Consider the following 25,268-nt stretch of genomic DNA (forward strand, 5'->3'; position numbering starts at 1 on the left):
CGTCTTATGTCCTTTTTCAGCTTTACTCCTCCGTTTTTGGCGGCGGGCGACGCATGATCGGGCGTGGCCGTGGGGGCTTCGGCTTCTCTTCCTGCTGCGGCTCCTCATGGACTTCTGGCTGCTCTGCCTCCGGTTGCTTCGGAGCCGGCTCCACAGCCGGAACTGTCGCTGCAGGAGCCACTACAGGATTCTCCTCCTCTGGCTTTGCCTCCTGCTCTGTTGGCTTTACGAGAGCAGCCGGTCTTTTGATCACCGGGCGTGGCCGTGGCGGCTTTGGTTTTTCTTCAGACACAGGTGTTTCTGCTCCTGGTGCAGGTGGCGCTGTTGTAGATTCCAGCACTGTTTCAGCTGCCGGATCTTTGGCAATTGGCTCCTCTGCAGGAGGGGTAGCTGCTGCCGGTCTTTTTATGATGGGACGTGGGCGCGGTGGTTTTGGAGCAGGTGTTGCCTCATCGGCGGCCGCCGGTGTGACGCTGGGTTCTTCTGGAGCGGGCATTGCAGGTTGCTCCGGAGGTCTTTGCAGAGCAGTCGGCCGTTTCACTACGGGTCTTGGCCGGTCTGGTTTGGCTGCTTCTTCCGCAGCTGATGCTCCGGTTGGTTCTTCCGGAGTTGGCGCAGCAGGTTCCTGGGGCTTCTGCAGGGCGGCAGGCCTCTTAATAACCGGCCTTGGACGAGCAGGCTTAGCTGCTTCTGATGCTCCTGCTGCTGGCCGCTCGCTTTCCGCTGCTACCTCTCCGGACTGCTGTTTCAAATTAGGTTGCCCGTCTGTGGCTGTCTCGGCCGTTGCTGCTGCATCGGTTGGTTTGCGCATAACAGGCCTTTTCACAACGGGTCTTGGCCGTGGGGCAGCCGGAGTGGCTTCTTGTTCCGGTTTAGCTTCGGCTGGTGTGGCTGGCTCTCCTTCGGCGGCAGGCCTGGCGGGTATGGCAGGGCGGCGCACCACCGGTTTAGGGCGTGGCGCAGCAGCCTGCTCCGGGGCAGCCGCTGCTGCTGGTTGTGGTGTGGCGGCAGGCGCCTCGGCCGGTGCTTCGGTGGCAGGCCGTGCCGGGGCCGCGCGCCGTGCGGCAGGGCGTGGCGCGGCAGTGGCAGGGTCCGGCTTCGGAATGTCTTCTTCGGGGAGGTGATATTTCAGGCGCACATCGTTGATCACCATTTTCTGGGCCATGTAAAAGCTGTTGGGGTGCATCTGGGCAAACATCGCCTCCCAGGCATCGTAACGTGCCGGCTCCGCTGCCTCAAAGGCTGCTCTGTTTATCCGCTTCTTTATCAGGTACTCTTCAAACGTCATATAAAAGGCTACATCATTTCCGGAACATCTCCCGCCACTACGGCTAATCTCTACAAATATATAAAAATGGTGCTGGCCTGCAGGGCATTGCCTCCTCCAATTTTGCAGCAAGTTAAGGAATGGTTAAATCTGGGGCCTCTTGTTTCAGAGCCAGGCTTCTTCTCCTACCTTTGATCCGTTAGATGCGTAAACGATAGGATAAGTTTAGCTTCAAATGAGAGCGCCTGCCTGCAGCAGGCGTTTTCTTTTTTTAGCCCCTCTCTTATCGCCTTCTGGCGGCCCCAGGCTGTTTTGATTGTTTTTACAACTTATGAGCGCAACTTTAAGTATTGTGACGAAACAGGCTAACAGCCCAGCGCAGAAGATGGCAAACAAAACTGAAACGATATTGGTGATTGGTGCCTGCGGGCAGCTTGGTTCGGAACTTACGCTCCAGCTACGCTCGCTCTACGGCGGAAGCAAGGTGGTGGCGGCAGATATTTATGCTCCCAAACAAACCGACCTGCTGGCGTCTGGCCCTTTTGAGAAGATAGATGTGCTCGACCCGAAAGGAATGGCTGCCATAGCCAGCCGCTACAAGTTCACACAGATCTATCATCTGGCCGCTGTCTTGTCGGCCGCTGGCGAAAAAGACCCCAGTTTTGCCTGGCGCCTGAACATGGACGGCCTTTTTCATGTGCTGGATCTGGCACTGGAGCAGGGTATCGGGCAGGTGTTCTGGCCCAGTTCCATCGCCGTTTTTGGCCCCGATACCCCCCGGCAGCACACACCGCAGCACACCATCATGAACCCGAGCACGGTGTACGGCATCAGCAAGCTGGCCGGCGAAATGTGGTGCGCCTACTACTTCCGAAAGCACGGCCTCGACATCCGCAGTCTCCGCTACCCCGGCCTGATCGGGTACAAAGCGCTGCCAGGCGGCGGCACCACCGACTATGCCGTAGATATTTACCGCAAGGCCGTGGAGGGCAAACCGTTTGAGTGCTACCTGCACGAAGACACCTACCTGCCCATGATGTACATGCCCGATGCCATAAAAGCCACCATAGACCTGATGCAGGCTCCTGCCGAAAACATCAGCGTGCGTGATGCTTATAATGTGAGCGGCATGAGCTTTTCGCCGAAAGAGATTGCGGCTTCTATTCAAAAATTAATTCCTTCTTTCAAGATCATCTACAAACCCGATTACCGCCAGCAGATCGCCGACTCCTGGCCCCAAACCATCTCCGACCAGGTGGCGCGGCAAGACTGGGGCTGGCACCCTACCTACGACCTGGATGCCATGACAGCCGATATACTGGAGAATCTGCAGCAGCAGGCACTACTATAGGAGCAGTCAGCAGCGGCTGCTCCGAAACTAATTTTTCTAATGCAATAAGCCTTCCGGCAGATTCTGCTGCTGCTCAAATTTATGATGAGAATAGGTAGATTAGTTTACTAAGGAAGCCTTCAAGTAGAATCTTCTACTCATTAATTGCTCCTGAAGGTAAGGATTCAGAAAATCAGCCTGCCTTTTGTGCATTACATCAAAAATAATTTTATATCTATTTTCATTTGATTTATTTGCAAGAGCACATTCTCTCACATCATGAAGCCATATTTGCCTAAATTCACGCTGCTTGTCTCCCTCTTGCTAACCTACTTTTACCCGCAGTTGCTGCTCGCGCAGGTGCCGGTTGAAAAAGTGTGGGACAAAGGTTTTGGAGGAAAAGAATTGTCCTCTTTAATCACTACATCAGATGGAGGTTTTTTAATAGGCGGTCAGTCTGGAGCAGAAAGCGGAGCAATAAAATCGGAAGACTCAAAAGGCGGCAATGACTATTGGATAGTAAAACTTAATGCAGACGGCACCAAGGAGTGGGACAAAACAGTGGGAGGAAGTGATGAGGATTGGCTATATTCTCTCATAGCAACAGAAGACGGGGGTTACCTTTTGGGTGGAGTGTCACATTCAGGAGCAGATGGAGAAAAATCAGATACATGTAGAGGAGAAGGCGACTATTGGGTTGTAAAGCTCAATGCTGATGGCAGCAAGGCCTGGGATAAAACTTTCGGAGGATTTGGAGACGAATACTTAACTTCTATGATTACAACCTTAGATGGAGGGTACCTGCTCGGCGGGTACTCTGGTTCGGATGCCACTGGCGACAAAACAGAAGGCTGGAAAGGCGGCGGTGGCTTTGGCCGATTCGATTTTTGGGTAGTGAAGCTAAACGCAGACGGGAGCAAAGCCTGGGATAAAACTTTCGGAGGATATGGAGATGACGTACTCATGTCTATGATTCTTACAAAAGACGGTGGTTTTCTACTTGGAGGAGGCTCCGAGTCTGGTGGTGGCGATAAGACGGAATCAAAGGGAAGTGTTGATTATTGGATCCTGAAGCTTAATTCTGATGGCGCTAAAGCCTGGGAGAAGTCTTTTGGAGGAAAAGGCATAGATTTTTTGACTGCACTGACTGCAACACCGGATGGTGGATACCTCCTAGGCGGGTGGTCAAATTCAGGAATAAGAGACGATAAAACAGAAGCCTCCAGAGGAATTGTTGATTATTGGGTAGTGAAGCTAAATGCAGACGGCAGCAAGGCCTGGGATAAAACCGCTGGAGGAGGCGGGAACAATTATTTAACCTCGTTATCTACAACCCAGGATGGTAGCTATCTCCTGGGCGGCTGGTCAAATTCACAAGCAAGCGGCGATAAAACAGAAAACACCAAAGGAAGCGGGGATCTGGATTATTGGCGGGATTAGGACTTTTGGATTGTAAAGCTCAACTCAGATGGTAGCTTGGCCTGGGACTTAACTCTCGGAGGACCTAGTGATGATCAATTATCAGCGTTAGCCATAACTGATGAAGGTGATTATGTGTTAGGCGGAACATCCAGTAGTTGGGCAGGAGCCGACAAGACAACTACAAATGGCGGGTACTGGGTAATTAAATTAACCCCAGGCACCCTCAGTTCTCCTTTATCAGAAGAAAGTTTTCAGGAACTTAGCGTATATCCCAACCCAAGCAAACGTGATTTCCATGTGGCGCTGCCGGATATAAAGCCCGGCACAGAACCACTAGAGCTAGTGCTCTACAACGCCCTGGGCCAGCAGGTGCTTCGCCAACAGGTAAAACCTACCGAACTGCAGGCAGGTGTTGTATTGCCAGCCGCTACCCTAGGCCGTGGCGCTTATTATGTGCAGCTGCAGGTGCAGGGAAAGGTCTTTACAAAGAAAGTTATCCTAAATTAACAGGCTGCAGCATCTACTCCAGCAGTAGTTCATTTCACCTCCGGAGGGCCGTTTTTATTCAAATAATTTGTTTGTTGCTAGTTGCTCAATGGTTGATCTGGAGATGTAAAGAAGGAGAGAGTGCAGCATCAACTTCTAACTTAATCCAACAGCTCACGTCTCTACAACATGGTAAAGCCATCAGAACAGACCAGCAGCTTCATAATTAAAAATCAGGTAAAAAATGCTGCTATTGCTGCCCGAAAGCAGATTTGTGGAAATTTTGAATTTTGAATTTCTAATTAGGCGAAGCCGCTTCTATGATCGTAAACTCCGTTCCACAAGGGTGGGAAATTATTTATCAGCAGGCGCACGGGGTGCTGGCGGCACAGCTGGCCTACCACCTGAAGCCGGAGCTGCAGTGTGCCCGCTGGGTAGAAACGCTGCTCGCCATCGGCAATCACGACAACAGGCAGAAAACCTGGCACGGCCACGACGGCCTTACAGAGGCAGGCGCACCGGCAGACTTCACACAGCTGCCTCCTACGCTGGAGCAGGCGCGGGCGCTGGCGCATGCCGTCCGGTTCCAGAGCCGTTGGGTTGCGCTGCTCACCTCTATGCACCTGTCGTTTCTGTACGAGCCCGGCCGGGGCAGTTCCAAGGCCGCCAACGCTTTTCTGGATGAGCAGCTGGAGCTCCAGAACACTTGCCGCAGAAGCCTTAAAATAAGCAAGAAAGAAGCCCAAAAAGCCTATGCCATCCTGAACTGGTGCGACAGCCTCTCCCTGCTCCTCTGCAAAAATGAGCTTCCGGCCGGGGAGCGGACCGTGGAAATAGCGAAAGGCCCCGATGGTAAAACTTACGTTGCCCTGCTGCTGCGCAGCAGCGAGGTACAGGTGCAGCCCTGGCCTTTTTCGGAAAAAGAACTGCAGGTGAGCGTGGAGTACCGGGTGTTGCAACAACTACAGTTCAGCAACGACCATGAACTGGCAGAAACGCTGCATCAGACAAAGCCAGCCACCAGAACCTGGATTCTAAAAGCCGGCCCCGCACCTAAGGAGTAATCGGCTCCTCCTCTTGCATAAAAAATATATTCCCTATATTCGCGCCACAATATATTTTAACAACCTCAACCAACAGTATCATGAAAATTAAACTTTTCCTTTTGGCACTGCTTACGGCAGTAACTTTCAGCGCGCAGGCACAGGACGGTGGCCTGAAAGCAACAGCAGGCAGCACCACAGCCGAAATCGGCGTGAACCTTACCAGCGGCACCTTTTTGCAGGGAGGCCAGATCAGGCTACGCAGGTTCGCAACCGACGAAATGGCCTACCGCCTGGGCGTAGGCGTGGCGCACAACTCCGAGAAGATAAGCGAAAACGCCAACCGAAGCAACACATCGCTCACGATTGCCCCCGGCGTAGAAAAGCACTTTGCCGGCACCAACAGGCTGTCTCCTTACGTAGGCGCTGAACTACCGATCAGCTTCTCCGGAGCCCGGTACGAAGACGATGATGTAGTTGTACGGGGAGCTAACTCCCGGTCAGGGTCAATGACGGAGCGTGGCGCATTTGGCATCGGCCTGAATGTGGTGGCGGGCATGGACTTTTATATAGCCCAGAACTTTTTTACCGGATTTGAATTTGGCGCCGGCCTTGGCTACCGCAAAAACCGCGATGTAAAATACGAATTTAAATCAGGTGTTCCCTCAGACGAAACCATAGACGGCTACCACAGCACCCGGTTCAATGTGTTCTCTACAGGAGGCATCAGAATTGGCTTTGTTTTTTAATACTACCTGCTTCACCCAAAACAAAAAAAGAGCAGCGCAAAAATGCGCTGCTCTTTTTTTATGCCCCGGGGTTGTTGGTGTCTTTTGCAGGCTCCCAAAAGCATAAATTCAGGCAAAGCGCTTAACCTGCACCCTGTTTTCTGCGTCTATACAGGCACGAACTATGAAAACGCACCCATGCCCGTAACAGAATCTAACGACGAACAGCTCCGGAAACTGATTTTTGAAAAAGACAGAGTGATGGTGAAGTTTACAGACGAGAATTGCCCGATCTGTAAAGTCTTATCACCCTCGTTCCGGAGAATTGCCACAGAACCGACCTATCAACACGTACAATTTGTGCGGATGAGCGCCCGCGAAAACCCGGTTTCGAGCAAGGAAGTAACCATGACGGGCACACCGTTTTTTGCCACCTACCGAAAAGGGACCTTATTAGACTGCGGCGTTGTTTCTACCGAAGACGGTATAAGAGAGATGCTGGCGAAGCTCCTGAAAGACAATTCGTAGACCTTTACATTCAGAAGGCCCCAGTTGTAGCAGCTGATCCGAAAAAGCACTAACTTGCACCGCTTTTTTTAAATCAGCTTATTTGTGAAAAAACTAACTCTTCAGCTTATCGCCTCCCTGCTGCTGGCGATAACCGGCAGCATGGCTTTGCCTGGCTGTTCCAGCACCACCAAGCTCAATACCGAGGCCCCTGCGGCCTCAGCATCGCCGGTGCCGGCTTACCAGCCCAGCCTGTCTTCCATTACCATTCCAGTGTCAGTCTCTGTTGCCACCATCGAGGAAAAGCTGAACAAGGAAATTGCTGGCATCCTGTACAAAGACGACAAGCTCGACGGCGACAATGTGGCCGTAACCGTATCGAAGAACGGCAAGCTCAGCATGCGGGCCGATAAAGACAAGATCTATTTCAGCATTCCGCTCCACATCTACGCCAAAGGGCGCTGGAAATGGGACCCCTGCAAGCTGTGCCCGGCCATCGACAAAACCGAAGATACCTCCTTCGACATGGTGATCAAGACGGAAAGCCGCATCGGCCTGACCGAGGATTACAAGATCAACACCATCACGAGCGGCGACTTTGAGTGGGGCAATACCAAACCTACCATTCAGCTCGGCCCGCTTAAAATTGGCCTGGCCCGCTTTGTGGAACCTGCCATACGCCACCAGATGAGCAACATCTCCAGGCAACTCGACAAGGAGCTGCAGCAGTACCTCGACATGCGGAAATATGTGTCGGAGGCCTGGCTGATGGTGCAGCAGCCCGTAAAGCTCGACAACAACCTGGATGCCTGGCTCAGCATTGTGCCGCAGGATGTGCGCATTGCCCCTTTGCTCCTGAAAAACGGCACCCTCAGCACCCGCATCGGCATTACCTCGTTTATCTCTGTTACCACTGATGGCAAGCCGCAGCAAGCCCCAAACAAAAAACTGCCAAAGCTTATCATCGACAGTCGCTTTTCTGATGAGATACAGATCGGCCTGACGGCCAACATCCCCTACGAGCATGCCAGCAAGCTGCTGCAAGCACAGGTGGCGGGGCAGACCTACAAACTCGATGACGACAAAAGTCAGTTTACCGTGAACAACGCCAGCATTACGCCAGGCGGAGACCAGCTGATTTTGATGCTGGATGTAAACGGCAGGACTAAAGCCGGCCTGTTCACCAAAAAGATAGCAGGCAAGGTATACCTGCGCGGCACCCCCTACTACGATGCCCAAAGCGCCTCTATAAAAGTACGCAACCTGGACTACGACCTCGACACCAAAGACAGGCTCCTGCACACAGCCAGCTGGTTTGCCAAAGGCAAACTGCTCGACATTATGCAGGCGCAGGTAAACATACCTGTGCAAAACCAGCTCACCGAGGCGCAAAAGATGCTGCAAACCACCCTCGACCAGTCGGCCAGGGTGCATGAGTCGGTGCTGCTGCGCGGCAACATACGGGAGCTTAGCCCTGACAACATTTACCTGACACCAACAGGCATAAAAGCAGTAGTTAACGCCAAAGGCACGCTCACAGCCACTGTAGACAAGCTGTAGGTTTAGTTAAAAGTTAAGAGTTATAAGTTAAGAGTTATAAGTCTGGGAGGAGGAACAGCAGGAGCAGCAGTGCCTCCGGAGGGCCTTTCTGATTAGAATAATTTGTAAGGAAATTCTTTTAACCTTCAAAATGCAATGGTCTCCCGCCACAACCTCTACCCTCAACGCAGCACCTCTGCCATGGGCATATGATTAACCAATTCTGTATGGCCGCCGTATCAGAAACAACATTTTGAAATCTTATTGAAAGAAACAGCGCCTATGGCAAACTCTACTGTAAGCAAAATATGGCCTCTGCTAAAAACCACCTTCAATGGCTTTAACGATAACAACTCCCTGTTGCTGGCGGCGGCGCTGGCCTTCAACGCCATTTTTTCCATTCCTCCTTTGCTGGTCATTATTATTCAGGCGGCAGGCTTTTTTCTGGGCGAGAAAGCAGTATCGGGGGAGTTGTCTGAACAGATTTCGAGCGCTATCGGGCCCAATGCGGCAGAGTCTATCGAGAGTATTATTCAGAACGCAGCCATCAGCGATGCAGGCGGTATTGCCTTCTGGATAGGTATAGGCACCTTGATATTTGCCTCTACGACCTTTTTCGCCACCCTGCAGCAGTCGCTGAACACCGTCTGGAACCTGAAGCCAAAGCCTACCAATGGCATCGTGAAAATGCTGCAGGTGCGCCTTTTCTCGTTCGGCATTGTGCTTAGCATGGCCTTCCTGATGCTGCTGTCGCTGCTGGTGAGCACGATTATCGCTTTCCTGAGCGACTACATTACCAGCGCCTTCCCTGAAGTAAGCGTTTTCTTTATAAGCGTGGTCGACATAACCATCTCCATCTCTATCGTAACCATTTTATTTGCCCTGATATTCAAGTTTCTGCCGGACGCCGTTATTCGCTGGCGCGATGTATGGGTGGGTGCTCTGATCACGGCCCTGCTGTTTGTGCTTGGCAAATACCTGATCAGCTGGTTTATCGGCACCAGCGACCCTGGCTCCGCCTATGGGGCAGCAGGCTCTATTATTGTTATTTTGGTATGGATCTACTACACATCGGCCATCGTGCTGTTCGGAGCAGAGTTCACACAACAATATGCAACTGTGTTTGGGCATAATATTATGCCCAAGGCACACGCCGTGTTCTACAAGGAGCAGGAAATTGTGGAGCATCCTAAGTTTGAAAAGCACAAGCAAGGCACTGGCCGGCCACGGGCAGAAGGCAGGTTCAACCAGGAAGAATAGCCTCAGCACAGAAACAGAAAAGCCATCTCCTGCTTCACAAGAGATGGCTTTTCTGTTTCTGTGGCTACTGGTGTTGCTCCTAAACGGTTTCTTTTTCTTTAACCGCCAGCTGCCCGCAGGCGGCGTCTATGTCTTTGCCCCGGCTGCGGCGCACGTTTACCTGCACGCCACGGTCGGCGAGGTAGTAGATAAACTGCTGCCACCTGTCTTCGTCGGTGTTCACAAAGTCGGCGTTGGCAATCGGGTTGTACTCGATCAGGTTTATCTTGCAGGGAATGATCTTGGAGAAGCGCAACAGCTCCTCGGCATCCTGCAGCGAATCGTTAAAGTTCTCGAACACAATGTACTCGTAGGTTACTTTGCGGCCTGTCAGCTGGTGGTAATAGCGAAGTGCGTCAGAGAGGGCCTCTATCGAGTTGGTTTCGTTGATGGGCATGATCTGGTTGCGCTTCTCGTCGTTGGCGGCGTGCAGCGAGAGGGCCAGATTGGCTTTTACCCCATCGTCGGCCATTTTTTTGATCATTTTGGCGATGCCGGCAGTGCTCACCGTAATGCGGCGCGCGGCCATACCCAGCCCGTCGTGCGCGGTTATGCGCTCAATGCTCTTCATAACGTTGGCGTAGTTGAGCATGGGTTCGCCCATGCCCATGTACACGATGTTGCTCAAAGGCTCGCCGTACTGCTGCAGGCTCTGCTCGTTAATGCGCACCACCTGATCGTAGATCTCGGCGGCATCGAGGTTGCGCACGCGGTCCATGTAGCCGGTGGCGCAGAACTTGCACGTAAGCGAGCAACCCACCTGGCTACTCACGCAGGCGGTTTTGCGCTCGTCGTGCGGAATGAGCACGCCTTCCACAATGTTGCCATCGTGCAGCCTGAAAGCAGATTTAATGGTACCATCGTTGCTGACCTGCTTGGTGGCCACTATCACCGCGTTTATGTCGAAATGCTGGTCGAGCTTCTCGCGCAGGGCCAGGCTCACGTTGTTCATCTCGGCAAACGACTGGGCCGAGTGTTTCCAGATCCACTCAAAAACCTGCTTGGCGCGGAAGGGCTTCTCGCCCTGCTCCACCAGCCAGGCCTTCAGGTCGTCGAGCGAAAGCTTGCGGATATCTTTCTTATTGAGTATTGGAATGTCTGCGATCAAGTTCATACCACAAAATTACAAAATTACTCAGGCATTAGTTTCAAATTTAATTTTAACTTCTGCTGGCACGGCGGCCAGCTTGCGGGTGGTGTAGTTAAAGCAGAGCATACCGGTTTTGGCCCGTGCAATTTCTTTGTCTTGCTGGTTCAGCACATGGTAGGTTATGTCGAAGCCGTATTTGTGCAGATCGGTTATGGCCATTTTAGCCGTCAGCACATCGCCATAGAACGCCTCACCTTTGTACTCGATGGCCACATCGGCCATTATCAGACTGGTGCCGGCCAGCTCCAGCTCGCTGTAGCCGAAGTGGGCGAGCAGCTGCACGCGCGCCTCATGCAGCACCGAGAGCAGGGCATCGTTGCCCAGGTGCCCTCCGTAGTTCAGGTCCGTGATCCGGACGGGAATATGCGCTTCAAAAACAGCATCAGCGGGTATGGCTACTTTTACTCGGGGCATAGGTCTAAGTGGTTAAATTGTTAAATGCCTGTAAAAACACGCAAGTATGGTTATAAAACAACAAGCGGAAAGCGCAATATTGCTTACATTTGTAAAGTAACACAAAAAAGATGCAGCTCGAAATCAGGCAAACGAAAGATGGATCAAACACCTTGTATGTGCCCACACTGAATGAGCACTACCATTCGGTGCACGGTGCTCTGCAGGAATCGCAGCATGTTTTTATAAAGCATGGCCTGGAGTATATACTTGATCAGAAAAAAGACCTAAAAATTTTAGAGGTAGGCTTCGGCACCGGCCTCAACGCCATTCTTACGCTCCCGTACGCACTGGCAAAAAAAGCCTTTGTGCAATACGACACCCTGGAGAAGCACCCGCTGGGCAAAGAGGTGGTGGAGCAGCTCGAGTTCAGCAACGTTATCCCGAACCCCGAACTGCTGGCGTACTATCAGCAGATGCACGAAGGCAACTGGAACGAGCCTCTGGAGATTACCCCTTACTTTACGCTGCAGAAAATGCACGAGACCCTGGAGGAGTTTTGTCCGCCCGCTGCCTACTACGACCTGGTGTATTTCGATGCCTTCGCGCCAGAAAAGCAGCCGGAGCTCTGGACAGAAGAGATGTTCCGGAAGCTCTACCTTGCTACCCGGCCAGGCGGCATTTTGGTAACCTATTGCGCCAAAGGATCTTTTAAGCGCGCCCTGAAAGCGGCAGGCTATACCGTAGAAGCCCTGCCAGGCCCTCCCGGCAAACGTGAGATGACCAGGGGGTTGAAACCCATCCTGATGGAGTAAGGGGCCAAAGTGATCCGGTTGCACGGCATAGGTAAACCCAGGAGAAGCCTACGCGCCAGGGTCTCCGAGGCCTCCGGCAAGGAGGCTTTTTCAGATACATGTATCAATCTGCATACTAAGACGCAAAAACCCGCCGGGAATTATTATCTTACCCAGGCAAACAACGCTTAACAACACCTTTGCTTATGAACACAATTGCTCTGATTGCCCATAACAATAAAAAGACAGACTTGCTGAACTGGGTAAAAGAAAACCAGGATGTTCTCCGTAATTATAACCTGGTAGGCACCACCAACACCTCTGCCCTCATCAACGACCTGCTCGACATGAACATCACGCCATTCGGGCACGGCCCCAGTGGTGGCGACATTCTGCTGGCCGCCAAAATCCTGCAGGGAGAAATCAGCAAGATCATCTTTTTTATTGATGCTGAAACGCCACACGGCCACGAGCACGATATACAGACACTTATCCGGACGGCAGTACTCAACAACATACCCATCGCACTGAACCGCGCCTCCGCCAATTTTATTGTGCTGGAACGCGGCGAATAAACTGGCATGTGGTGGCAGCCTGAAGCACAGAAACACTGCGCTTCAGGCTGCTGCGCCCCTTCCACTTTCTGCAGCCACGCTTTCTTATTCCCGGCAACTCCACCCTTCCATAAATCAAGGCCCCTTTGTGTGGCGTCTTTTCAGCCTCCGAAGGGCTATTTTCATTCAAATAATTTGAGTGTACGACCTATGGAAGAGTGTTAGGCATGCATCAAGAGAAAAATATATTGCTGCCGCGAGGAGGTAAGATTTCAGGAATCCGAAAATGCATGATAAATCGCAGATCAGCTCTTAGCGTCTAACTCTTCCCCAACAAGAGGTCCTGTGTCTTTTTTGCCTCCGAAGTTCATCTTGTAATCGTAAATTCAAGACTTGATGCGACGCATTGTTCGCTGGTGCGAACTGGCAGCTCGTACTTTCATCATACTTGAACATTTCAATGAGGCAACATCAGGTGATGAAGTGTTGATGCTTCATATACTGTTGACCAAAAAGAGAAAAAGGTACGAGCTGCCAGCCCGCACCAGCGACCTACAAGCTGTTTTCCCTACAAGATGAGCTCCGGAGGGCCTTTTTCATTCAAATAATCCAGGCAAATTTTACAGATTGGCGATAACTGCGACAGCTTTTCCGCAGGCAAAAGATCGGCTTTTCGGAAACTTCTGGTATATTTGGATCGTATACGATATAATCTTACAAGATTTATTATGGAAAACAATTTTTATCAGCTGGAGGCGAAAACGCTGCAAGGCAAGCAAGTGGCGATGGACGAGTTTAAGGGCAAGGTAGTGATGGTAGTGAACACCGCCAGCCAATGCGGCCTTACTCCGCAGTACGAAGGCCTGGAGGCACTCTATAAAAAATATAAAGACGACGGCCTGGTTATCCTGGGCTTTCCGTGCAACCAGTTTGGCAACCAGGAGCCCGGCGGCAAAGAAGAAATTGAGCAAGGCTGCCTGCTAAACTATGGCGTCAGCTTCCCGATGTTCGACAAAGTAGATGTGAACGGAGAAAACGCGCACCCTGTGTTCCAGTACCTGAAATCGAACCTGGGTGGCTTGTTCGGAAGCCGCATTAAGTGGAACTTCACCAAATTCCTGGTCGATGCTAACGGTAAGCCGGTAAAGCGCTTTGCCCCTATCACCAAGCCCGAAAAAATAGAACCCTACGTGCAGCAACTGCTGGGCAAAAACAAATAATGGAAACCACCGAGAACTATGAGCAGCTAAAACTGGAGAACCAGATCTGTTTTCCGCTTTACGCTGCCTCACGCCTGGTAACCCGCCTGTACCAGCCCCTGCTCGATGAGTTAGGGTTAACCTACCCGCAGTACCTGGTGCTGCTAGTGCTCTGGGAGCATAACGGCCTTACGGTAAACCAGGTGGGCGACAGGCTGCACCTGCACAGCAACACCCTTACGCCGCTGCTGAAGCGGCTGGAGCAGCAGGGCCTGCTGCAACGCCGCCGCTCCACCACCGACGAGCGGCTGGTGCAGCTCATGCTGACCCCGGAAGGCAACAGCCTGAAAAAAAAAGCTGCCTGTATTCCCAGCCAGTTGGCCGCCGCTGCTGACCTCCCCCCCGATAAAGCCCTGGCGCTGAAAGCACTACTGGAAGAGCTTCTTCAAAAGCACCCAAGCTGGTAAAACAGGAATAACAACCAGGCAAGGATCTGCTGCCGCTTTTCTGCAAGGCCGCTACAGGGCCGGTTTTAACATCGGTTGCACGACTTTGGGGCATGGCTACGCAATAGCCGGAAAAAAGTTTTGTCATTTTGGGAGAATTTAGAACCATATTCCTATATTCGAATGTCTGATAGTAGTATGCTTTGAAAACAACAAACCTATAAATGAAAAAATTACTCCGAAAAGCTATTAAACCCTTTTTGCCTACTTACGAAGTAGTCTGCACGAATTACCATGTTATTCCAGGCCTCCCGATAAACGGGAACCAGTCGAAGCACAAATTTGAGAAGGGAGCCTCTGAGGCAGCCCGCAGGTTTTATGTGCAGGTCGTTAACTCCGACATAACCAAGACCATGGCTCCGATGGAAGTGCACCTGAAAAAGAGAGGGCGCGTCATCGAAAAATCTGAATTTGGCCCTGTAAAAGAGCTCAAAAAGTTTAAGATCGTGTACAAAGGCTAACCAGACCTTTTAAAGCAACTGGAACTGCCAGCAAAAAGAGGCTGTCCGGATTAGTAGCCGGGACAGCCTCTTTTTTATTTCTACTCCTGATTATTCTAATGAAAATGGCCCTCCGGAGCTTTCTGCTGCTCCTCCTGGCTTTGCCTGTGGGCGCCCTTACCGGTTAGGCTTCCGGATCTGAAGCTTCAGGCCGCTTCCACACCCTCTCTGGCATCACCACAGCATCTAACTGCACATCAAACGGGTGAGGGTCAGCGATCCGCTCTACAGGCGGCTCCAACGACAAGCCGATCTTGAGCACATCCGGGCGGCATTCTGCCAGAAAACGATCGTAGAAACCTTTGCCGTAGCCTACACGATGCCCGTACAGATCGAATGCCAGGAGGGGCAGCAGCACCATATCTACCTCCTGTGCGTGTACACGTCGCGCATTTTGCGGCTCCGGAATACCCCAGGCGTTTTCGATCAGCACAGACTCCTCTGTTAAATGATGGTGGGTGAGGCTGTTTTGCGCCACATCGGTTACCGGTACCACCACACGCACAGCAGGGTGCTCCCGCCGCAGCCCCTCTATAATCAGCCAGGTGTTGATCTCGTTGTGCTTGAGGATCGGCAAAAACACATGCACCGTCTGGCCAGCCTGCAGCGGGAACTGCTCAAAAAAAAGAGCGGCAATACGCCCACTGCGCCGCTGCACCTCCTCGGCCGACAGGGCCCTGCGTTGTTGCAGCATGAGTTTCCGCAGCTCCTCCTTTTGCATTACTCCTCCTCTAAAATGGTAAATTTGTTTTCCAGCGGATCAAAGGCCTCTGCCAGGGCCTGTATAAAGCCGGGGTTGTTGGTGCTGTAGGTCAGCAGGTTGTCGTGGCGCTCCTGTAGGCTGCTGCCCGGGAAGAGCTTCTCCTTCAGCGTCTCCAGCTGCTTAAAGCTCTGCTCGTGCTTGTTGTCGCGCGCCTTGGCGATTTTCTTCTCTAGCATCTGCAGCGAGTTGGCTGCTTTCTGAGCCTCTGCCCCTACTGTTTTTACCAGCGTCGGGTCTACCTGTTGCGCCAGCTGCTCCACTTCCGCATAAATGCGGGCAATGGCCTGCCGCTGTGTCTCCAGACTGATCTCCTCCTCGTGCAGTTGCGCTGAGAAATGCTTTTTCAGGCGCTGGAGATCCTGGAAAAGATCTACGGGCTGCAGCCCCAGTTTCTGCATGCGGCCGGCATTGCCCCGGTTTATGTACAAGCCCGAGTTGCGCAGCATCAGCACCGGAAAAGCAACCCCATACGCCTCGAACAGCTGCTTTAGCTGCAACCAGTACACCACCTCTGCCCCACCTCCTATATAGGCCAGGTTAGGCAGAATAAGCTCCTCGTAGAGCGGCCGCAGAATAACATTGGGGCTGAACTGCTCCGGGTGCTCCTGTGCCAGCTGCAGTGCCTCCTCCCGGCTAAAGCTGATATCGGTGTTGAGCACCTTATACTGCCCCGCTACCTCCACGATACGCTCCCGCAGCCCATCCTGCAGGTAAAAAAGGTTTATCTCGCGGGAGAACACCTGCGGTTTGTACCCCAGCTCCTCCAGCTGCGCACTTGTCTGGCTCACCAGCCGGTGCGACAGCTGCTCCGTCAGCTCTTTCTCCACCACAGGCGTCAGCGCCTTTTTCAGCTTCGCATGGTCACCGTCCAGGCTCACCAGGCCATAATCGCCAAACAAGGCATGCGTGATGGCACGAGTAGCCTCGGCCAGGGTTTTGCTGTTTCGGTAAGCTTCCTCAAATACAGGATACGCCTCCGGCAGCTCTGCCAGCACCTGCTCCAGCCCTTCGGTCGTAAAGCGGCCAACGGCTCCTTGCTGCTCTGTCTGCCAGCTATATTTTTTGCCAAAAAGGTTGAAATAGTTGATCTCGGCAAAATCGTGGTCTTCGGTGGCCATCCAGTACACCGGCACAAAGTTGTGGTCGGGGTACTGCTCCTGCAGTACTTTACACGTGTTTATGGCTGTAATGATCTTGTAAACAAAGTACAGTGGGCCTGTAAAAATATTGAGCTGGTGGCCGGTGGTGATGGTATAGGTGTTGGGCTCCAGCAGCAGGCCTATGTTTTGCTGCACGTTCGGGTTAATGTCCGACACAGAGGCATATTGCTCCTGCAGCGCCTGGTGCAGCGTCTGGCGCTGAGACTGGCTGAAGCTCTTTTCCTCCAGTTGTGCCTTAAAAGCCGCTGCAGAAGGAAAGCGGTTGTAAAAGGGTGTCAGCTGCTCGCTACGGCTGAGGTAATCCAGTATAGTTTGGGAGAAGGCACCGGTGGCGGCGTACTCTATTTTCGTTATTTTCATGTTGGTTGGTCCGTCTGCCTTGCGTATGGGCTGTTGTTTGCTTTTACAGCATCGGCGCGATTGGGTTGCAAATTTGTCGCTACAAATGTACGGGTTTTATACATGGATAAAAGCCGATACATCAGAAAGGCTTTATACCAATCATGTTACTGCCCGTAAACAAACCATCATTAAAACTAAAAATCTATGGGACTATTAAGCGGCATGATGGGACACGCTTCCGAGGTGTCTATCGAGAAGTTACAAAGAGAATTTCAGCCTATCCTGCTGGACAACGAGCAGCTGGAGAAGGCATTTAAACTGATACGCGACATGCTGGTGTTCACCAACAAGCGGCTCATCCTGGTAAACAAGCAGGGCCTCACCGGCTCCAAAACCGATTACCAGAGCATTCCCTACGCCAGCATTAAAATGTTCTCAAAAGAAAGTGCCGGTATTATGGATATGGATGCCGAACTGAAAATCTGGCTGACAGGCGAATCGGAACCCACCATCAAACAGGATTTCCGGAAAGGCAACAACATTAATGAGGCTTACAAGATTTTGAGTAAGTATGTGTTGAAGTGAGATAGGCGGGGGTGGTTGGACTAGGGAAAGGAGTTGAGTAGTAAATCGGAGGCTCTCATCAGATCAAGCCAAACAAAAAGCCCCACAGGCTATTACACCTGCAGGGCTTTTCTATGTGTTTTACTGATGTACGCAATTATTCTAATTAAAAAGCCCCTCCAGAGCTTTACCGGCTGCATCGGTGCGGCATCAGCATATTAGATCAGCTTCTATTTCACCACTTCGCCATACAAATCGAAATCCGAAGAGTCGGTGATTTTCACGTGGGCAAAGTCTCCGATGCGTACGTAGGTGTCGGTGGCAGGCACGAGCACTTCGTTGTCTACTTCCGGAGAGTCGTGCTGGGTGCGGCCCACAAAATAGCCACTCTCTTTGCGGTCGAAGAGCACTTTGTAGGTCTTGCCCACTTTCTCCTCGTTCAGCTCTACCGATATGCCCTGCTGTAACTCCATAATGGCATCGGCACGTTCCTGCTTCACCTCTTCCGGCACATTATCTTCCAGGCTGAAGGAATGGGTGCTTTCCTCATGGGAGTAGGTAAAAATACCCAAACGGTCGAAGCGGGTTTCCTCTACCCAATCGTACAACTCCCGGAAATCCTGATCAGTCTCGCCGGGGTGGCCGGCAATTAAGGTGGTTCGTAAAGCGATGTCCGGCACGCGCTGGCGGATAGAGTCTACCAGTTCTATGGTACGGCGCTTGCTGATGCCACGGCGCATGCTCTTGAGCATGTTGTCGGAGATGTGCTGCAGCGGCATGTCAAGGTACTTGCAGATATTCTCGCGCTCGTTCATCACATCAAACACCTCCATCGGGAACTGCGACGGGTATGCGTACTGCATCCTGATCCACTCAATGCCTTCCACATCGGAAAGGTTACGGAGCAGGTCGGCCAGCTTGCGCTCGCCGTATTGCTGCAGCCCGTAGTAGGTCAGGTCCTGCGCAATCAGGATCAGTTCTTTGGTGCCCATCTTAGCCAGGCGCTTTGCCTCGCCCACCAAACTTTCAATGGAGCGGTCTACGTGCTTGCCGCGCATCAGCGGGATGGCGCAGAACGAGCAGGGGCGGTTGCAGCCTTCGGCAATTTTAAAGTAAGCAAAGTGCGAAGGCGTGGTAATCAGACGTTCGCCAATGAGTTCGTGCTTGTAGTCGGCTTCGAGCTTTTTGAGGAGCTGCGGCATTTCGAGCGTGCCAAAGTAGGCATCCACCTGCGGTATCTCTGCCTCCAGCGAATCTTTGTAGCGCTGCGAGAGGCAGCCGGTCACGTACAGCTTATCGATCTGCCCGGCCTCTTTCTCTTCGGCATAACGCAGAATTGTGTCTATCGACTCCTGCTTGGCATTGTCTATGAAGCCGCAGGTATTGATGATGATGATATTGGAATCGTCTTTGTCAGACTCGTGGGCCACGTCCATATCGTTGGCGCGCAGCTGCCCCATCAGCACTTCCGAATCTACCAGGTTCTTGGAACAACCCAATGTGATTACGTTTACCTTGTCTTTTTTGAGTGTTCTTACTTTCACGATTTAATAGGTAGCATTATAATTTATCAGAAACTCCACTTGCGTTACCTCGCCCTGCTTCACCTCCACCGGGTAGATATTGTTCTGCCCATCGAAAAGGTTGGCGTAAAGCCCCTGCTCCTCTCTCGTAAAAACAGAGTAGCGGCCGGGCTCCAAGCTAACGGCAAAGTAGCCATTAGCATCTGTAACAACCTGCGTTACCAAATTAGTTTGAATATTGGTGTGAAAAACACCATCGGTGGTAGTGGCCTGCGTGCCACTGGTGAGTTCATAGACAAAAACCTGCCGCTGCACGCCCTTCCGGCCGCTGCTGCGGGGCACATCCGGCGATGGCATCTGGTTACCAGCCTCCCACACTACGCGGCCGGCTATTCCTTGTTTTATGGTTGCCTGCTGCTCCTGTACTACTTGGGCAGAGGCATTTAAGGGTGTTTTGTTAGTGTAGCATTCAGTTCTCACAGTGATCGGCCCATCCTTTTCCTCCTGATCCACTTCACTTTGATCCGCTGACGGCTGGCTTGCTGTGGTTTTACTGAAGCCGTTGCAGCTAATGAGCCACAACCAGAGCGGCAACAGCAACAGCTTATTCATGCCGCATTATTTTTTGCGCGAGAAGAACGACTCTACAAACTCCTTCTTGTCGAACAGTTGCAGGTCTTCTATTTTCTCGCCAACTCCTATGTATTTCACCGGAATCTTAAACTCATCAGAAATACCGATCACCACACCGCCTTTGGCCGTGCCGTCGAGCTTCGTAATGGCCATGGCCGTTACGTCGGTGGCTTTGGTAAACTCGCGGGCCTGCAGGATGGCGTTCTGGCCGGTACTGCCGTCCAGCACCAGCAGCACTTCGTGCGGCGTGTCGGCGGTAATTTTCTGCATCACGCGCTTTATCTTGCCCAACTCGTTCATTAGGCCTACTTTGTTGTGCAGGCGGCCCGCCGTGTCTATAATCACCACATCGGCTCCCATATCTACGCCTTTTTTTACGGCATCGTAGGCAACGGAGGCAGGGTCGGTGTTCATGCCGTGCGATATAACAGGCACACCCACGCGCTCTCCCCAGACGATGAGCTGATCAACGGCAGCGGCCCTGAACGTGTCGGCAGCGCCCAGCACGACCTGCTTGCCGGCCTTGTGGAACTGCGAGGCCAGTTTGCCAATGGTAGTGGTCTTGCCAACGCCGTTTACGCCTACTACCATAATCACATAGGGTTTGATGCCGGCCGGCAGGTCGAAGTTGGCACCGTCGCCGGCCTTGTTCTCTCCAAGCAGGGCAGCAATTTCCTCTCGCAGGATTCTGTCCAGTTCGTCGGTGCTCACGTACTTGTCGCGGGCCACCCGCTTTTCGATGCGGTCTATGATCTTAATGGTGGTGTCTACCCCTACATCGGCATTAACCAGGATTTCCTCCAGCTCGTCGAGCACATCCACGTCTACCGTAGCTTTGCCCATGACGGCTTTGCTTAATTGTCCAAAAAAGTTCGTTTTAGACTTCTCCAGGCCTTTATCCAGAGACTCCTTTTTCTTTTCTTTTCCAAAAAAGTCAAAAATTCCCATCTTAATTCCGTGTAGGGTGTTGAGGTTGTGTCAAGTGACACGGTAATATACCAAAAAAGTCCCATATAAGGGACTTCTTCGTGGTTCTATCTATGTAAACGTAGAGTAGTAGCGGGTTGTATTACTTGGTCAGGAACTCCTGTACTTTGTCAACAGGCACCATTTCTTCCTTAAAGGTGTAAGAACCGGTCTTCGGTGACTTTACCGCTTTAATTACCTTTGCCCAGTCTTTGCCTGTAGCGGTCTTCAGGGTCGCAACAACTTTCTTAGCCATGGTCTATTTAATTTCTTTATGTAAGGTTACTTTTCTTAATACAGGGTTATACTTCTTAAGCTCCAAGCGCCCAGTAGTGTTCTTTCTGTTTTTGGTAGTGATGTACCTTGAAGTTCCAGGCAGGCCAGTAGCTTTATGCTCTGTGCACTCCATGATTACCTGGATTCTATTACCTTTTGCTTTTTTAGCCATCTCAACTAGTAATTTTTTATTTAGGACTGCAAATATACAAGCTTAAACTATTCATTGCAAACGATGTGCATGTTTTATTCAAAGCTTTGATGCAATTTTATTGTTTATCTTTTTCAGCAGCCTTCAGAGAAACTGCTTCAGGCTCAGCATGCTGTTTCGCGGCAGAAAGCAAGATTTGTCTTTGTTCCTGCCTCTGCCGGACAACACCTGCAAAAGCCTGTGCCATAGGGCGGAGAGAGACCCTGCCGGCTCAAGAGACAATTTTTCTAATCAAAAAGTCCCTCCTGAGACATTTGCTGCTCTTCCGGCAGCTAAACCATTGGTATCTTACAAAAAAACAGCAACGGAGCGAGGCAGTAACTGCTTTTGCGCAGTAGCTCTCTCCGTTGCCGGTATGCTTTATCTACAAGTACCAGATGGCTTTTCCGGGTTGCGCGCTATGCTGATGAGGCCTGACCTGCACCAGCAGCACCCGTTGCCGGGAAACGGTTATTAGTAAAGGATGTACCCCTGCTCTACCGCCTTCTTCAATACAGCCGTGATACCATTTTTGTTAATGGTTCTTAAAGCTGAAGTAGAAACTTTAAGCGTGATCCATGCATCCTCTTCAGGGATGTAAAAACGCTTCTTCTGAAGGTTTGGATAAAACTTACGCTTGGTCTTGTTGTTAGCGTGTGATACGTTATTACCAACCTGTACTCTTTTTCCGGTTAAGTCGCAAACTCTTGCCATCTTGTATATTCTTCTAAATTATTTCAACTGGGGTGCAAAGATCATAAAAAAGAAACAGAAAGTCAAAGACGTAGCCAACATTTTTATAATGAGGCTACTATTCAGCTGCTCATCAGTACTGCTGCTGCTCCCAAAGCAGGCTTATTTGCCTTCTCCCGGGCCGGCGTCCTGCCGCTTTTTGCGGTAGCCGTAGGGGCAGTGGCGACAGCCGTTCTGGCAGCAATAGCCGCGTTTCAGGTGGTAGCTGGCCGTAAAAACCAGCAGCCCCTGTTCGTTCAGGTAATAATCCTCTCCTTCTTTTAATGGCTGGCCCAAACTTTTATTTCTTAATGCTGCACAAAGTAAGCAAGAGCAGGCCTAAAATGCATCTTCCAGGCCAGGGTTTTATGTATTTCGTCGATAAGCTGCCGCACAGGAGCAGTAAAAACACCTCCGGAGGGGCATTTTTATTAGAATAATTCCTGCACTATCTTTAACTATGCTACAGACAATGCCAGAACTTATCGGTATTCAAGATTTGGTTTGTTCTGATTTATGAAAAAATCCTGTGTCTTAAGTCCTGCGCCTTGTGCCCCGTAGCAGGTGGCATTACAAGTTCTATATCCGTGAAGTTAAGGCGACGTCTATAATTTACAACCATAATTAAATATCTCTGTAAAATAGATACACCCGGGCAGCAAAAGGCCGATGAGAGGCAGGTGCCATCTTCCGGTTCAGAGCCTTTCGCCCCCCGTCCATTCCCTAACTCAGTTATTACGCCTATGAATATGCAAACCATCACTTCGAGCCAGCAAGCCATCGACACCGAGCACCAGTACGGCGCGCACAACTACCACCCAATACCCGTGGTGCTCACCCGCGGCGAGGGCGTGCACCTCTGGGATGTGGAAGGCAAGCGCTACTACGACTTCCTTTCGGCTTACAGCGCCGTGAACCAGGGCCACTGCCACCCCAAAATCATAGGGGCGCTTATAGAGCAGGCCCAGCAGCTAACGCTTACCTCACGGGCATTTTACAACGACAAGCTGGGGCTGGCCGAGCAGTACATCTGCCAGTATTTTGATTACCAGAAATCGCTGTTCATGAACTCCGGGGCCGAGGCCGTGGAGACAGCCATTAAACTGGCCCGCAAGTGGGGCTACGTGAGCAAAGGCATCGCGCCCCACAAGGCAGAGATCATTGTGGTGGAGAGCAACTTCCATGGGCGCACCACCGGCATCATCTCCTTCTCCACCGACCCCGACTCCACCAAAGGCTTCGGTCCTTACATGCCCGGCTACAAGGTTATTCCTTACAACGACCTGGAGGCGCTGGAGCAGGCACTGCAGGAGAACCCGAACGTGTGCGCTTTTCTGGTGGAGCCGATCCAGGGCGAGGCAGGTGTGGTGGTTCCGGACCAAGGCTACCTGGCCAACGCAGCAGCGCTCTGCCGCAAGTACAACGTGCTCCTCATGACCGATGAGATACAGACTGGCATTGGCCGCACCGGCGAGCTGCTGGCCGGTTATTATGACAAAGTAAAGGCCGATATCCTGATCCTGGGCAAAGCGCTTTCGGGTGGTGTGCTGCCCGTGTCGGCGGTGCTGGCAAACGACGACATTATGTTGTGCATAAAGCCCGGCGAGCACGGCTCCACTTTTGGCGGGAACCCTTTGGCAGCCGTAGTTGCCATAGCCGCGCTGCAGGTGATAAAAGAAGAACGCCTGACGGAGAACGCGCAGGCAATGGGAGAGATTTTCAGGGGGCGCATGGAGCGCCTGAAGCAGCAACGGCCGGAACTGGTGACACTGGTGCGCGGCAAAGGCCTGCTGAATGCCATCGTCATAGAACCTACACCAGATGGACGCACCGCCTGGGATGTGTGCGTGGCGCTGAAAGACAGAGGGCTGCTGGCCAAACCTACGCACGGCGACATCATCCGGTTCGCCCCTCCGCTGGTCATTACCGAAGAGCAGCTGCAGGCCTGCTGCGACATCATAGAAGACGTGATCATGAACTTTTGAAGCCTCGCTAAATTTAAAATTATAAATTATGGCAGATATGCTTTCTGGCAGCTTTACAAGCATTAAACCTTTCTGAAAATCAAATTGGAGGAGTAATAATAAGGCTATAGGCATACTATTTCAGGCATTCCTAATTTTGAATTTCTAATTTTTAATTTAGCGAAGCCCCTTACCTTTGTCTTTCTTATTTGATGATCAGTAAACGAACTATCTTATGATACGAAGACCTAGACGCAACCGGCAGACAGAGGCTATCCGCAACATGGTGCAGGAAACGACGGTTGGTGTGCACGATTTTATATTTCCGCTGTTTTTAATTGAGGGCGAGAACAAGAAAGTAGAGATCAGCTCCATGCCCGGCATCTTCCGATACACCATCGATCAGGTGCTGGAAGAGGTGCAGGCCTGTGTGGACCTGGGCATAAAGGTGTTTGCTCCCTTCCCGAGCATCTCCGAAGACATAAAAGATAAATACGCCACCGAAAGCCAGAACCCCGACGGCCTCTTCCCGAGCGCCATCCGGGCCATCAAGAAGAACTTCCCGGAGGTGGCGCTGGTAACCGACGTAGCCATGGACCCCTACAGCTCCGACGGCCACGACGGCATCGTGGAGAACGGCGAGATCATAAACGATGAGACGCTGGAGGTGTTGGGCAAAATGGCCCTGACACAGGCGCAGGCCGGAGCCGACATCGTGGCCCCATCCGATATGATGGACGGACGCATCGGGCATATCCGGAAGGTGCTTGATGAGAACGGCTTCCAGAAAGTGGCGATCATGGCCTACACCGCCAAGTATGCCAGCGCCTTCTACGGTCCTTTCCGTGACGCTTTAGGTTCTGCCCCAAAATCTGGCGACAAGAAAACCTACCAGATGAACTACGCCAACAGCCGAGAAGCCCTGATAGAAGCCGAACTCGACACCCTGGAAGGAGCCGATTACCTGATGGTGAAACCTGCCCTGGCTTACCTCGACGTCATCAAGCTGCTCCGCGACAACTCTAACCTGCCGATTGCCGCCTACAACATCAGCGGGGAGTACGCCATGGTAAAAGCAGCTGCCCAAAACGGCTGGCTCGACAACGACAAAGCGATGGCCGAGATACTAACCGGCATAAAACGAGCCGGAGCCGACGTTATATTAACCTACTTCGCCAAAGAATACGCGCAGTACCTGAAGAAGCAGTAGTCGACTGCACAGAACCCGCAGCGTGCGCAGCTCCTGCGAGGGTCCGGCCCTAGGCAGCAGGAGCATCAACAGCAGTAAAGAACTCCGGAGGGCTGTTTTGATTCGAATAATTACATAGAAAAGGCGCATCAATTTTAGTCTGGTGCGCCTTTTCCTTTTGCAACTGCCCTACAAACCCCGAATTGAACCTTCGCAAGCTATCCCAAGTTTAACTATTAACTGATGTTA

Annotated in this window: 28 protein-coding genes; 16 read left to right on the top strand and 12 right to left on the bottom strand. The window is 51.8% G+C overall.

Annotated elements, in window-relative coordinates:
- Window positions 1-22: 22 nt before the first annotated feature.
- Window positions 23-1,288: a hypothetical protein gene (locus FJM74_RS18025; protein ID WP_187264036.1), complete on the bottom strand. Its 1,266-nt coding sequence runs from the start codon at window positions 1,286-1,288 to the stop codon at window positions 23-25.
- Between the two features lie 364 nt (window positions 1,289-1,652).
- Here FJM74_RS18025 and FJM74_RS18030 point away from each other — a divergent pair, with 364 nt between their 5' ends.
- From FJM74_RS18030 to FJM74_RS18065, 8 genes are all read left to right on the top strand, one after another.
- Window positions 1,653-2,618, top strand: a complete 966-nt coding sequence (locus FJM74_RS18030; protein ID WP_187264037.1) for an NAD-dependent epimerase/dehydratase family protein — start codon at window positions 1,653-1,655, stop codon at window positions 2,616-2,618.
- A gap of 258 nt (window positions 2,619-2,876) precedes the next feature.
- Window positions 2,877-4,037: a hypothetical protein gene (locus FJM74_RS18035; RefSeq protein WP_187264038.1), complete on the top strand. Its 1,161-nt coding sequence runs from the start codon at window positions 2,877-2,879 to the stop codon at window positions 4,035-4,037.
- Window positions 4,038-4,151: 114 nt separating this feature from the next.
- Entirely contained in the window at window positions 4,152-4,526 is a 375-nt protein-coding gene (locus tag FJM74_RS18040; RefSeq protein WP_187264039.1) for a T9SS type A sorting domain-containing protein, read from the top strand.
- 299 nt (window positions 4,527-4,825) lie between these two features.
- On the top strand, window positions 4,826-5,569 hold the full coding sequence (locus tag FJM74_RS18045) for a DUF3891 family protein (RefSeq protein WP_187264040.1): 744 nt from the start codon (window positions 4,826-4,828) through the stop codon (window positions 5,567-5,569).
- 80 nt (window positions 5,570-5,649) lie between these two features.
- A complete protein-coding gene (locus FJM74_RS18050; protein WP_187264041.1) occupies window positions 5,650-6,297 on the top strand; it encodes a BT1926 family outer membrane beta-barrel protein in 648 nt (215 codons plus the stop codon).
- 177 nt (window positions 6,298-6,474) lie between these two features.
- Complete coding sequence (locus FJM74_RS18055; protein ID WP_187264042.1) at window positions 6,475-6,804, top strand: thioredoxin family protein; 330 nt, start codon at window positions 6,475-6,477, stop codon at window positions 6,802-6,804.
- Between the two features lie 84 nt (window positions 6,805-6,888).
- Window positions 6,889-8,343 carry a DUF4403 family protein gene (locus FJM74_RS18060; RefSeq protein WP_317175582.1) on the top strand — a complete coding sequence of 485 codons (1,455 nt, stop codon included), beginning with the start codon at window positions 6,889-6,891 and terminating at the stop codon, window positions 8,341-8,343.
- A gap of 261 nt (window positions 8,344-8,604) precedes the next feature.
- On the top strand, window positions 8,605-9,582 hold the full coding sequence (locus tag FJM74_RS18065; protein WP_187264043.1) for a YihY/virulence factor BrkB family protein: 978 nt from the start codon (window positions 8,605-8,607) through the stop codon (window positions 9,580-9,582).
- Window positions 9,583-9,661: 79 nt separating this feature from the next.
- On the opposite strand, the gene rlmN is transcribed toward FJM74_RS18065, so the two are convergent.
- Together rlmN and FJM74_RS18075 are read right to left on the bottom strand one after the other, a co-directional pair.
- Window positions 9,662-10,735, bottom strand: a complete 1,074-nt coding sequence (gene rlmN, locus FJM74_RS18070) for a 23S rRNA (adenine(2503)-C(2))-methyltransferase RlmN (protein WP_187264044.1) — start codon at window positions 10,733-10,735, stop codon at window positions 9,662-9,664.
- A gap of 21 nt (window positions 10,736-10,756) precedes the next feature.
- Window positions 10,757-11,185 carry an acyl-CoA thioesterase gene (locus FJM74_RS18075; protein ID WP_187264045.1) on the bottom strand — a complete coding sequence of 143 codons (429 nt, stop codon included), beginning with the start codon at window positions 11,183-11,185 and terminating at the stop codon, window positions 10,757-10,759.
- Window positions 11,186-11,295: 110 nt separating this feature from the next.
- On the opposite strand from FJM74_RS18075, the gene mnmD reads away from it, so the two are divergent.
- The 5 genes from mnmD (at window position 11,296) to FJM74_RS18100 (ending at window position 14,678) form a co-directional block, all read left to right on the top strand.
- The gene (mnmD, locus tag FJM74_RS18080; protein WP_187264046.1) at window positions 11,296-11,979 is read left to right on the top strand and encodes a tRNA (5-methylaminomethyl-2-thiouridine)(34)-methyltransferase MnmD; all 684 of its coding nucleotides are present in this window, start codon (window positions 11,296-11,298) and stop codon (window positions 11,977-11,979) included.
- A 185-nt stretch (window positions 11,980-12,164) separates the two neighbouring features.
- Window positions 12,165-12,533, top strand: coding sequence for a methylglyoxal synthase (locus tag FJM74_RS18085; RefSeq protein ID WP_187264047.1), 369 nt, complete (start codon window positions 12,165-12,167; stop codon window positions 12,531-12,533).
- Window positions 12,534-13,240: 707 nt separating this feature from the next.
- Window positions 13,241-13,732 carry a glutathione peroxidase gene (locus FJM74_RS18090; RefSeq protein WP_187264048.1) on the top strand — a complete coding sequence of 164 codons (492 nt, stop codon included), beginning with the start codon at window positions 13,241-13,243 and terminating at the stop codon, window positions 13,730-13,732.
- Window positions 13,732-14,178, top strand: coding sequence for a MarR family winged helix-turn-helix transcriptional regulator (locus tag FJM74_RS18095; protein WP_187264049.1), 447 nt, complete (start codon window positions 13,732-13,734; stop codon window positions 14,176-14,178). The genes FJM74_RS18090 and FJM74_RS18095 overlap by 1 nt, the downstream gene beginning before the upstream one ends.
- Before the next feature lie 203 nt (window positions 14,179-14,381).
- Window positions 14,382-14,678 (top strand): hypothetical protein, encoded by a 297-nt coding sequence (locus FJM74_RS18100; RefSeq protein WP_187264050.1) that lies wholly within the window; start codon window positions 14,382-14,384, stop codon window positions 14,676-14,678.
- Window positions 14,679-14,841: 163 nt separating this feature from the next.
- Here FJM74_RS18100 and FJM74_RS18105 read toward each other — a convergent pair whose 3' ends face one another.
- Together FJM74_RS18105 and bshC are read right to left on the bottom strand one after the other, a co-directional pair.
- On the bottom strand, window positions 14,842-15,438 hold the full coding sequence (locus tag FJM74_RS18105; protein ID WP_187264051.1) for a 5-formyltetrahydrofolate cyclo-ligase: 597 nt from the start codon (window positions 15,436-15,438) through the stop codon (window positions 14,842-14,844).
- Window positions 15,438-17,000: a bacillithiol biosynthesis cysteine-adding enzyme BshC gene (bshC, locus tag FJM74_RS18110; protein WP_187264052.1), complete on the bottom strand. Its 1,563-nt coding sequence runs from the start codon at window positions 16,998-17,000 to the stop codon at window positions 15,438-15,440. Before bshC ends, FJM74_RS18105 begins: the two co-directional genes overlap by 1 nt.
- Before the next feature lie 186 nt (window positions 17,001-17,186).
- Here bshC and FJM74_RS18115 point away from each other — a divergent pair, with 186 nt between their 5' ends.
- Complete coding sequence (locus FJM74_RS18115) at window positions 17,187-17,567, top strand: PH domain-containing protein (RefSeq protein WP_187264053.1); 381 nt, start codon at window positions 17,187-17,189, stop codon at window positions 17,565-17,567.
- Window positions 17,568-17,776: 209 nt separating this feature from the next.
- Here FJM74_RS18115 and rimO read toward each other — a convergent pair whose 3' ends face one another.
- From rimO to FJM74_RS18150, 7 genes are all read right to left on the bottom strand, one after another.
- Entirely contained in the window at window positions 17,777-19,090 is a 1,314-nt protein-coding gene (gene rimO, locus FJM74_RS18120; RefSeq protein WP_187264054.1) for a 30S ribosomal protein S12 methylthiotransferase RimO, read from the bottom strand.
- A 3-nt stretch (window positions 19,091-19,093) separates the two neighbouring features.
- Window positions 19,094-19,681: a peptidase associated/transthyretin-like domain-containing protein gene (locus FJM74_RS18125; protein ID WP_187264055.1), complete on the bottom strand. Its 588-nt coding sequence runs from the start codon at window positions 19,679-19,681 to the stop codon at window positions 19,094-19,096.
- A 6-nt stretch (window positions 19,682-19,687) separates the two neighbouring features.
- Window positions 19,688-20,650 carry a signal recognition particle-docking protein FtsY gene (ftsY, locus tag FJM74_RS18130; RefSeq protein WP_187264056.1) on the bottom strand — a complete coding sequence of 321 codons (963 nt, stop codon included), beginning with the start codon at window positions 20,648-20,650 and terminating at the stop codon, window positions 19,688-19,690.
- Between the two features lie 121 nt (window positions 20,651-20,771).
- Complete coding sequence (locus tag FJM74_RS18135; RefSeq protein WP_187264057.1) at window positions 20,772-20,924, bottom strand: DUF4295 domain-containing protein; 153 nt, start codon at window positions 20,922-20,924, stop codon at window positions 20,772-20,774.
- 3 nt (window positions 20,925-20,927) lie between these two features.
- Window positions 20,928-21,116 carry a 50S ribosomal protein L33 gene (rpmG, locus tag FJM74_RS18140; RefSeq protein ID WP_147922068.1) on the bottom strand — a complete coding sequence of 63 codons (189 nt, stop codon included), beginning with the start codon at window positions 21,114-21,116 and terminating at the stop codon, window positions 20,928-20,930.
- A 492-nt stretch (window positions 21,117-21,608) separates the two neighbouring features.
- Complete coding sequence (gene rpmB / locus FJM74_RS18145; protein WP_147922067.1) at window positions 21,609-21,848, bottom strand: 50S ribosomal protein L28; 240 nt, start codon at window positions 21,846-21,848, stop codon at window positions 21,609-21,611.
- 141 nt (window positions 21,849-21,989) lie between these two features.
- Window positions 21,990-22,163: a DUF5522 domain-containing protein gene (locus FJM74_RS18150; protein WP_187264058.1), complete on the bottom strand. Its 174-nt coding sequence runs from the start codon at window positions 22,161-22,163 to the stop codon at window positions 21,990-21,992.
- A gap of 446 nt (window positions 22,164-22,609) precedes the next feature.
- Here FJM74_RS18150 and rocD point away from each other — a divergent pair, with 446 nt between their 5' ends.
- A complete protein-coding gene (gene rocD, locus FJM74_RS18155; RefSeq protein ID WP_317175583.1) occupies window positions 22,610-23,851 on the top strand; it encodes an ornithine--oxo-acid transaminase in 1,242 nt (413 codons plus the stop codon).
- A gap of 214 nt (window positions 23,852-24,065) precedes the next feature.
- Window positions 24,066-25,040, top strand: coding sequence for a porphobilinogen synthase (hemB, locus tag FJM74_RS18160; protein ID WP_187264059.1), 975 nt, complete (start codon window positions 24,066-24,068; stop codon window positions 25,038-25,040).
- Window positions 25,041-25,268: the final 228 nt, after the last annotated feature.

It is taken from the genome of Pontibacter beigongshangensis (assembly GCF_014332515.1).
Lineage (GTDB): Bacteria > Bacteroidota > Bacteroidia > Cytophagales > Hymenobacteraceae > Pontibacter > Pontibacter beigongshangensis.

Excerpts from the sequence above, each read along its gene's own strand:
- FJM74_RS18115 (WP_187264053.1), top strand. The coding sequence starts at position 17,187 with ATGGGACTATTAAGCGGCATGATGGGACACGCTTCCGAGGTGTCTATC.
- FJM74_RS18025 (WP_187264036.1), bottom strand. The coding sequence starts at position 1,288 with ATGACGTTTGAAGAGTACCTGATAAAGAAGCGGATAAACAGAGCAGCC.
- FJM74_RS18035 (WP_187264038.1), top strand. The coding sequence starts at position 2,877 with ATGAAGCCATATTTGCCTAAATTCACGCTGCTTGTCTCCCTCTTGCTA.
- FJM74_RS18085 (WP_187264047.1), top strand. The coding sequence starts at position 12,165 with ATGAACACAATTGCTCTGATTGCCCATAACAATAAAAAGACAGACTTG.
- FJM74_RS18135 (WP_187264057.1), bottom strand. The coding sequence starts at position 20,924 with ATGGCTAAGAAAGTTGTTGCGACCCTGAAGACCGCTACAGGCAAAGAC.
- rpmB (WP_147922067.1), bottom strand. The coding sequence starts at position 21,848 with ATGGCAAGAGTTTGCGACTTAACCGGAAAAAGAGTACAGGTTGGTAAT.
- FJM74_RS18105 (WP_187264051.1), bottom strand. The coding sequence starts at position 15,438 with ATGCAAAAGGAGGAGCTGCGGAAACTCATGCTGCAACAACGCAGGGCC.
- FJM74_RS18030 (WP_187264037.1), top strand. The coding sequence starts at position 1,653 with ATGGCAAACAAAACTGAAACGATATTGGTGATTGGTGCCTGCGGGCAG.
- FJM74_RS18050 (WP_187264041.1), top strand. The coding sequence starts at position 5,650 with ATGAAAATTAAACTTTTCCTTTTGGCACTGCTTACGGCAGTAACTTTC.
- hemB (WP_187264059.1), top strand. The coding sequence starts at position 24,066 with ATGATACGAAGACCTAGACGCAACCGGCAGACAGAGGCTATCCGCAAC.
- FJM74_RS18055 (WP_187264042.1), top strand. The coding sequence starts at position 6,475 with ATGCCCGTAACAGAATCTAACGACGAACAGCTCCGGAAACTGATTTTT.
- FJM74_RS18100 (WP_187264050.1), top strand. The coding sequence starts at position 14,382 with ATGAAAAAATTACTCCGAAAAGCTATTAAACCCTTTTTGCCTACTTAC.
- FJM74_RS18065 (WP_187264043.1), top strand. The coding sequence starts at position 8,605 with ATGGCAAACTCTACTGTAAGCAAAATATGGCCTCTGCTAAAAACCACC.
- rlmN (WP_187264044.1), bottom strand. The coding sequence starts at position 10,735 with ATGAACTTGATCGCAGACATTCCAATACTCAATAAGAAAGATATCCGC.
- bshC (WP_187264052.1), bottom strand. The coding sequence starts at position 17,000 with ATGAAAATAACGAAAATAGAGTACGCCGCCACCGGTGCCTTCTCCCAA.
- rpmG (WP_147922068.1), bottom strand. The coding sequence starts at position 21,116 with ATGGCTAAAAAAGCAAAAGGTAATAGAATCCAGGTAATCATGGAGTGC.
- mnmD (WP_187264046.1), top strand. The coding sequence starts at position 11,296 with ATGCAGCTCGAAATCAGGCAAACGAAAGATGGATCAAACACCTTGTAT.
- ftsY (WP_187264056.1), bottom strand. The coding sequence starts at position 20,650 with ATGGGAATTTTTGACTTTTTTGGAAAAGAAAAGAAAAAGGAGTCTCTG.
- FJM74_RS18045 (WP_187264040.1), top strand. The coding sequence starts at position 4,826 with ATGATCGTAAACTCCGTTCCACAAGGGTGGGAAATTATTTATCAGCAG.
- FJM74_RS18090 (WP_187264048.1), top strand. The coding sequence starts at position 13,241 with ATGGAAAACAATTTTTATCAGCTGGAGGCGAAAACGCTGCAAGGCAAG.
- FJM74_RS18125 (WP_187264055.1), bottom strand. The coding sequence starts at position 19,681 with ATGAATAAGCTGTTGCTGTTGCCGCTCTGGTTGTGGCTCATTAGCTGC.
- rocD (WP_317175583.1), top strand. The coding sequence starts at position 22,610 with ATGAATATGCAAACCATCACTTCGAGCCAGCAAGCCATCGACACCGAG.
- FJM74_RS18095 (WP_187264049.1), top strand. The coding sequence starts at position 13,732 with ATGGAAACCACCGAGAACTATGAGCAGCTAAAACTGGAGAACCAGATC.
- FJM74_RS18075 (WP_187264045.1), bottom strand. The coding sequence starts at position 11,185 with ATGCCCCGAGTAAAAGTAGCCATACCCGCTGATGCTGTTTTTGAAGCG.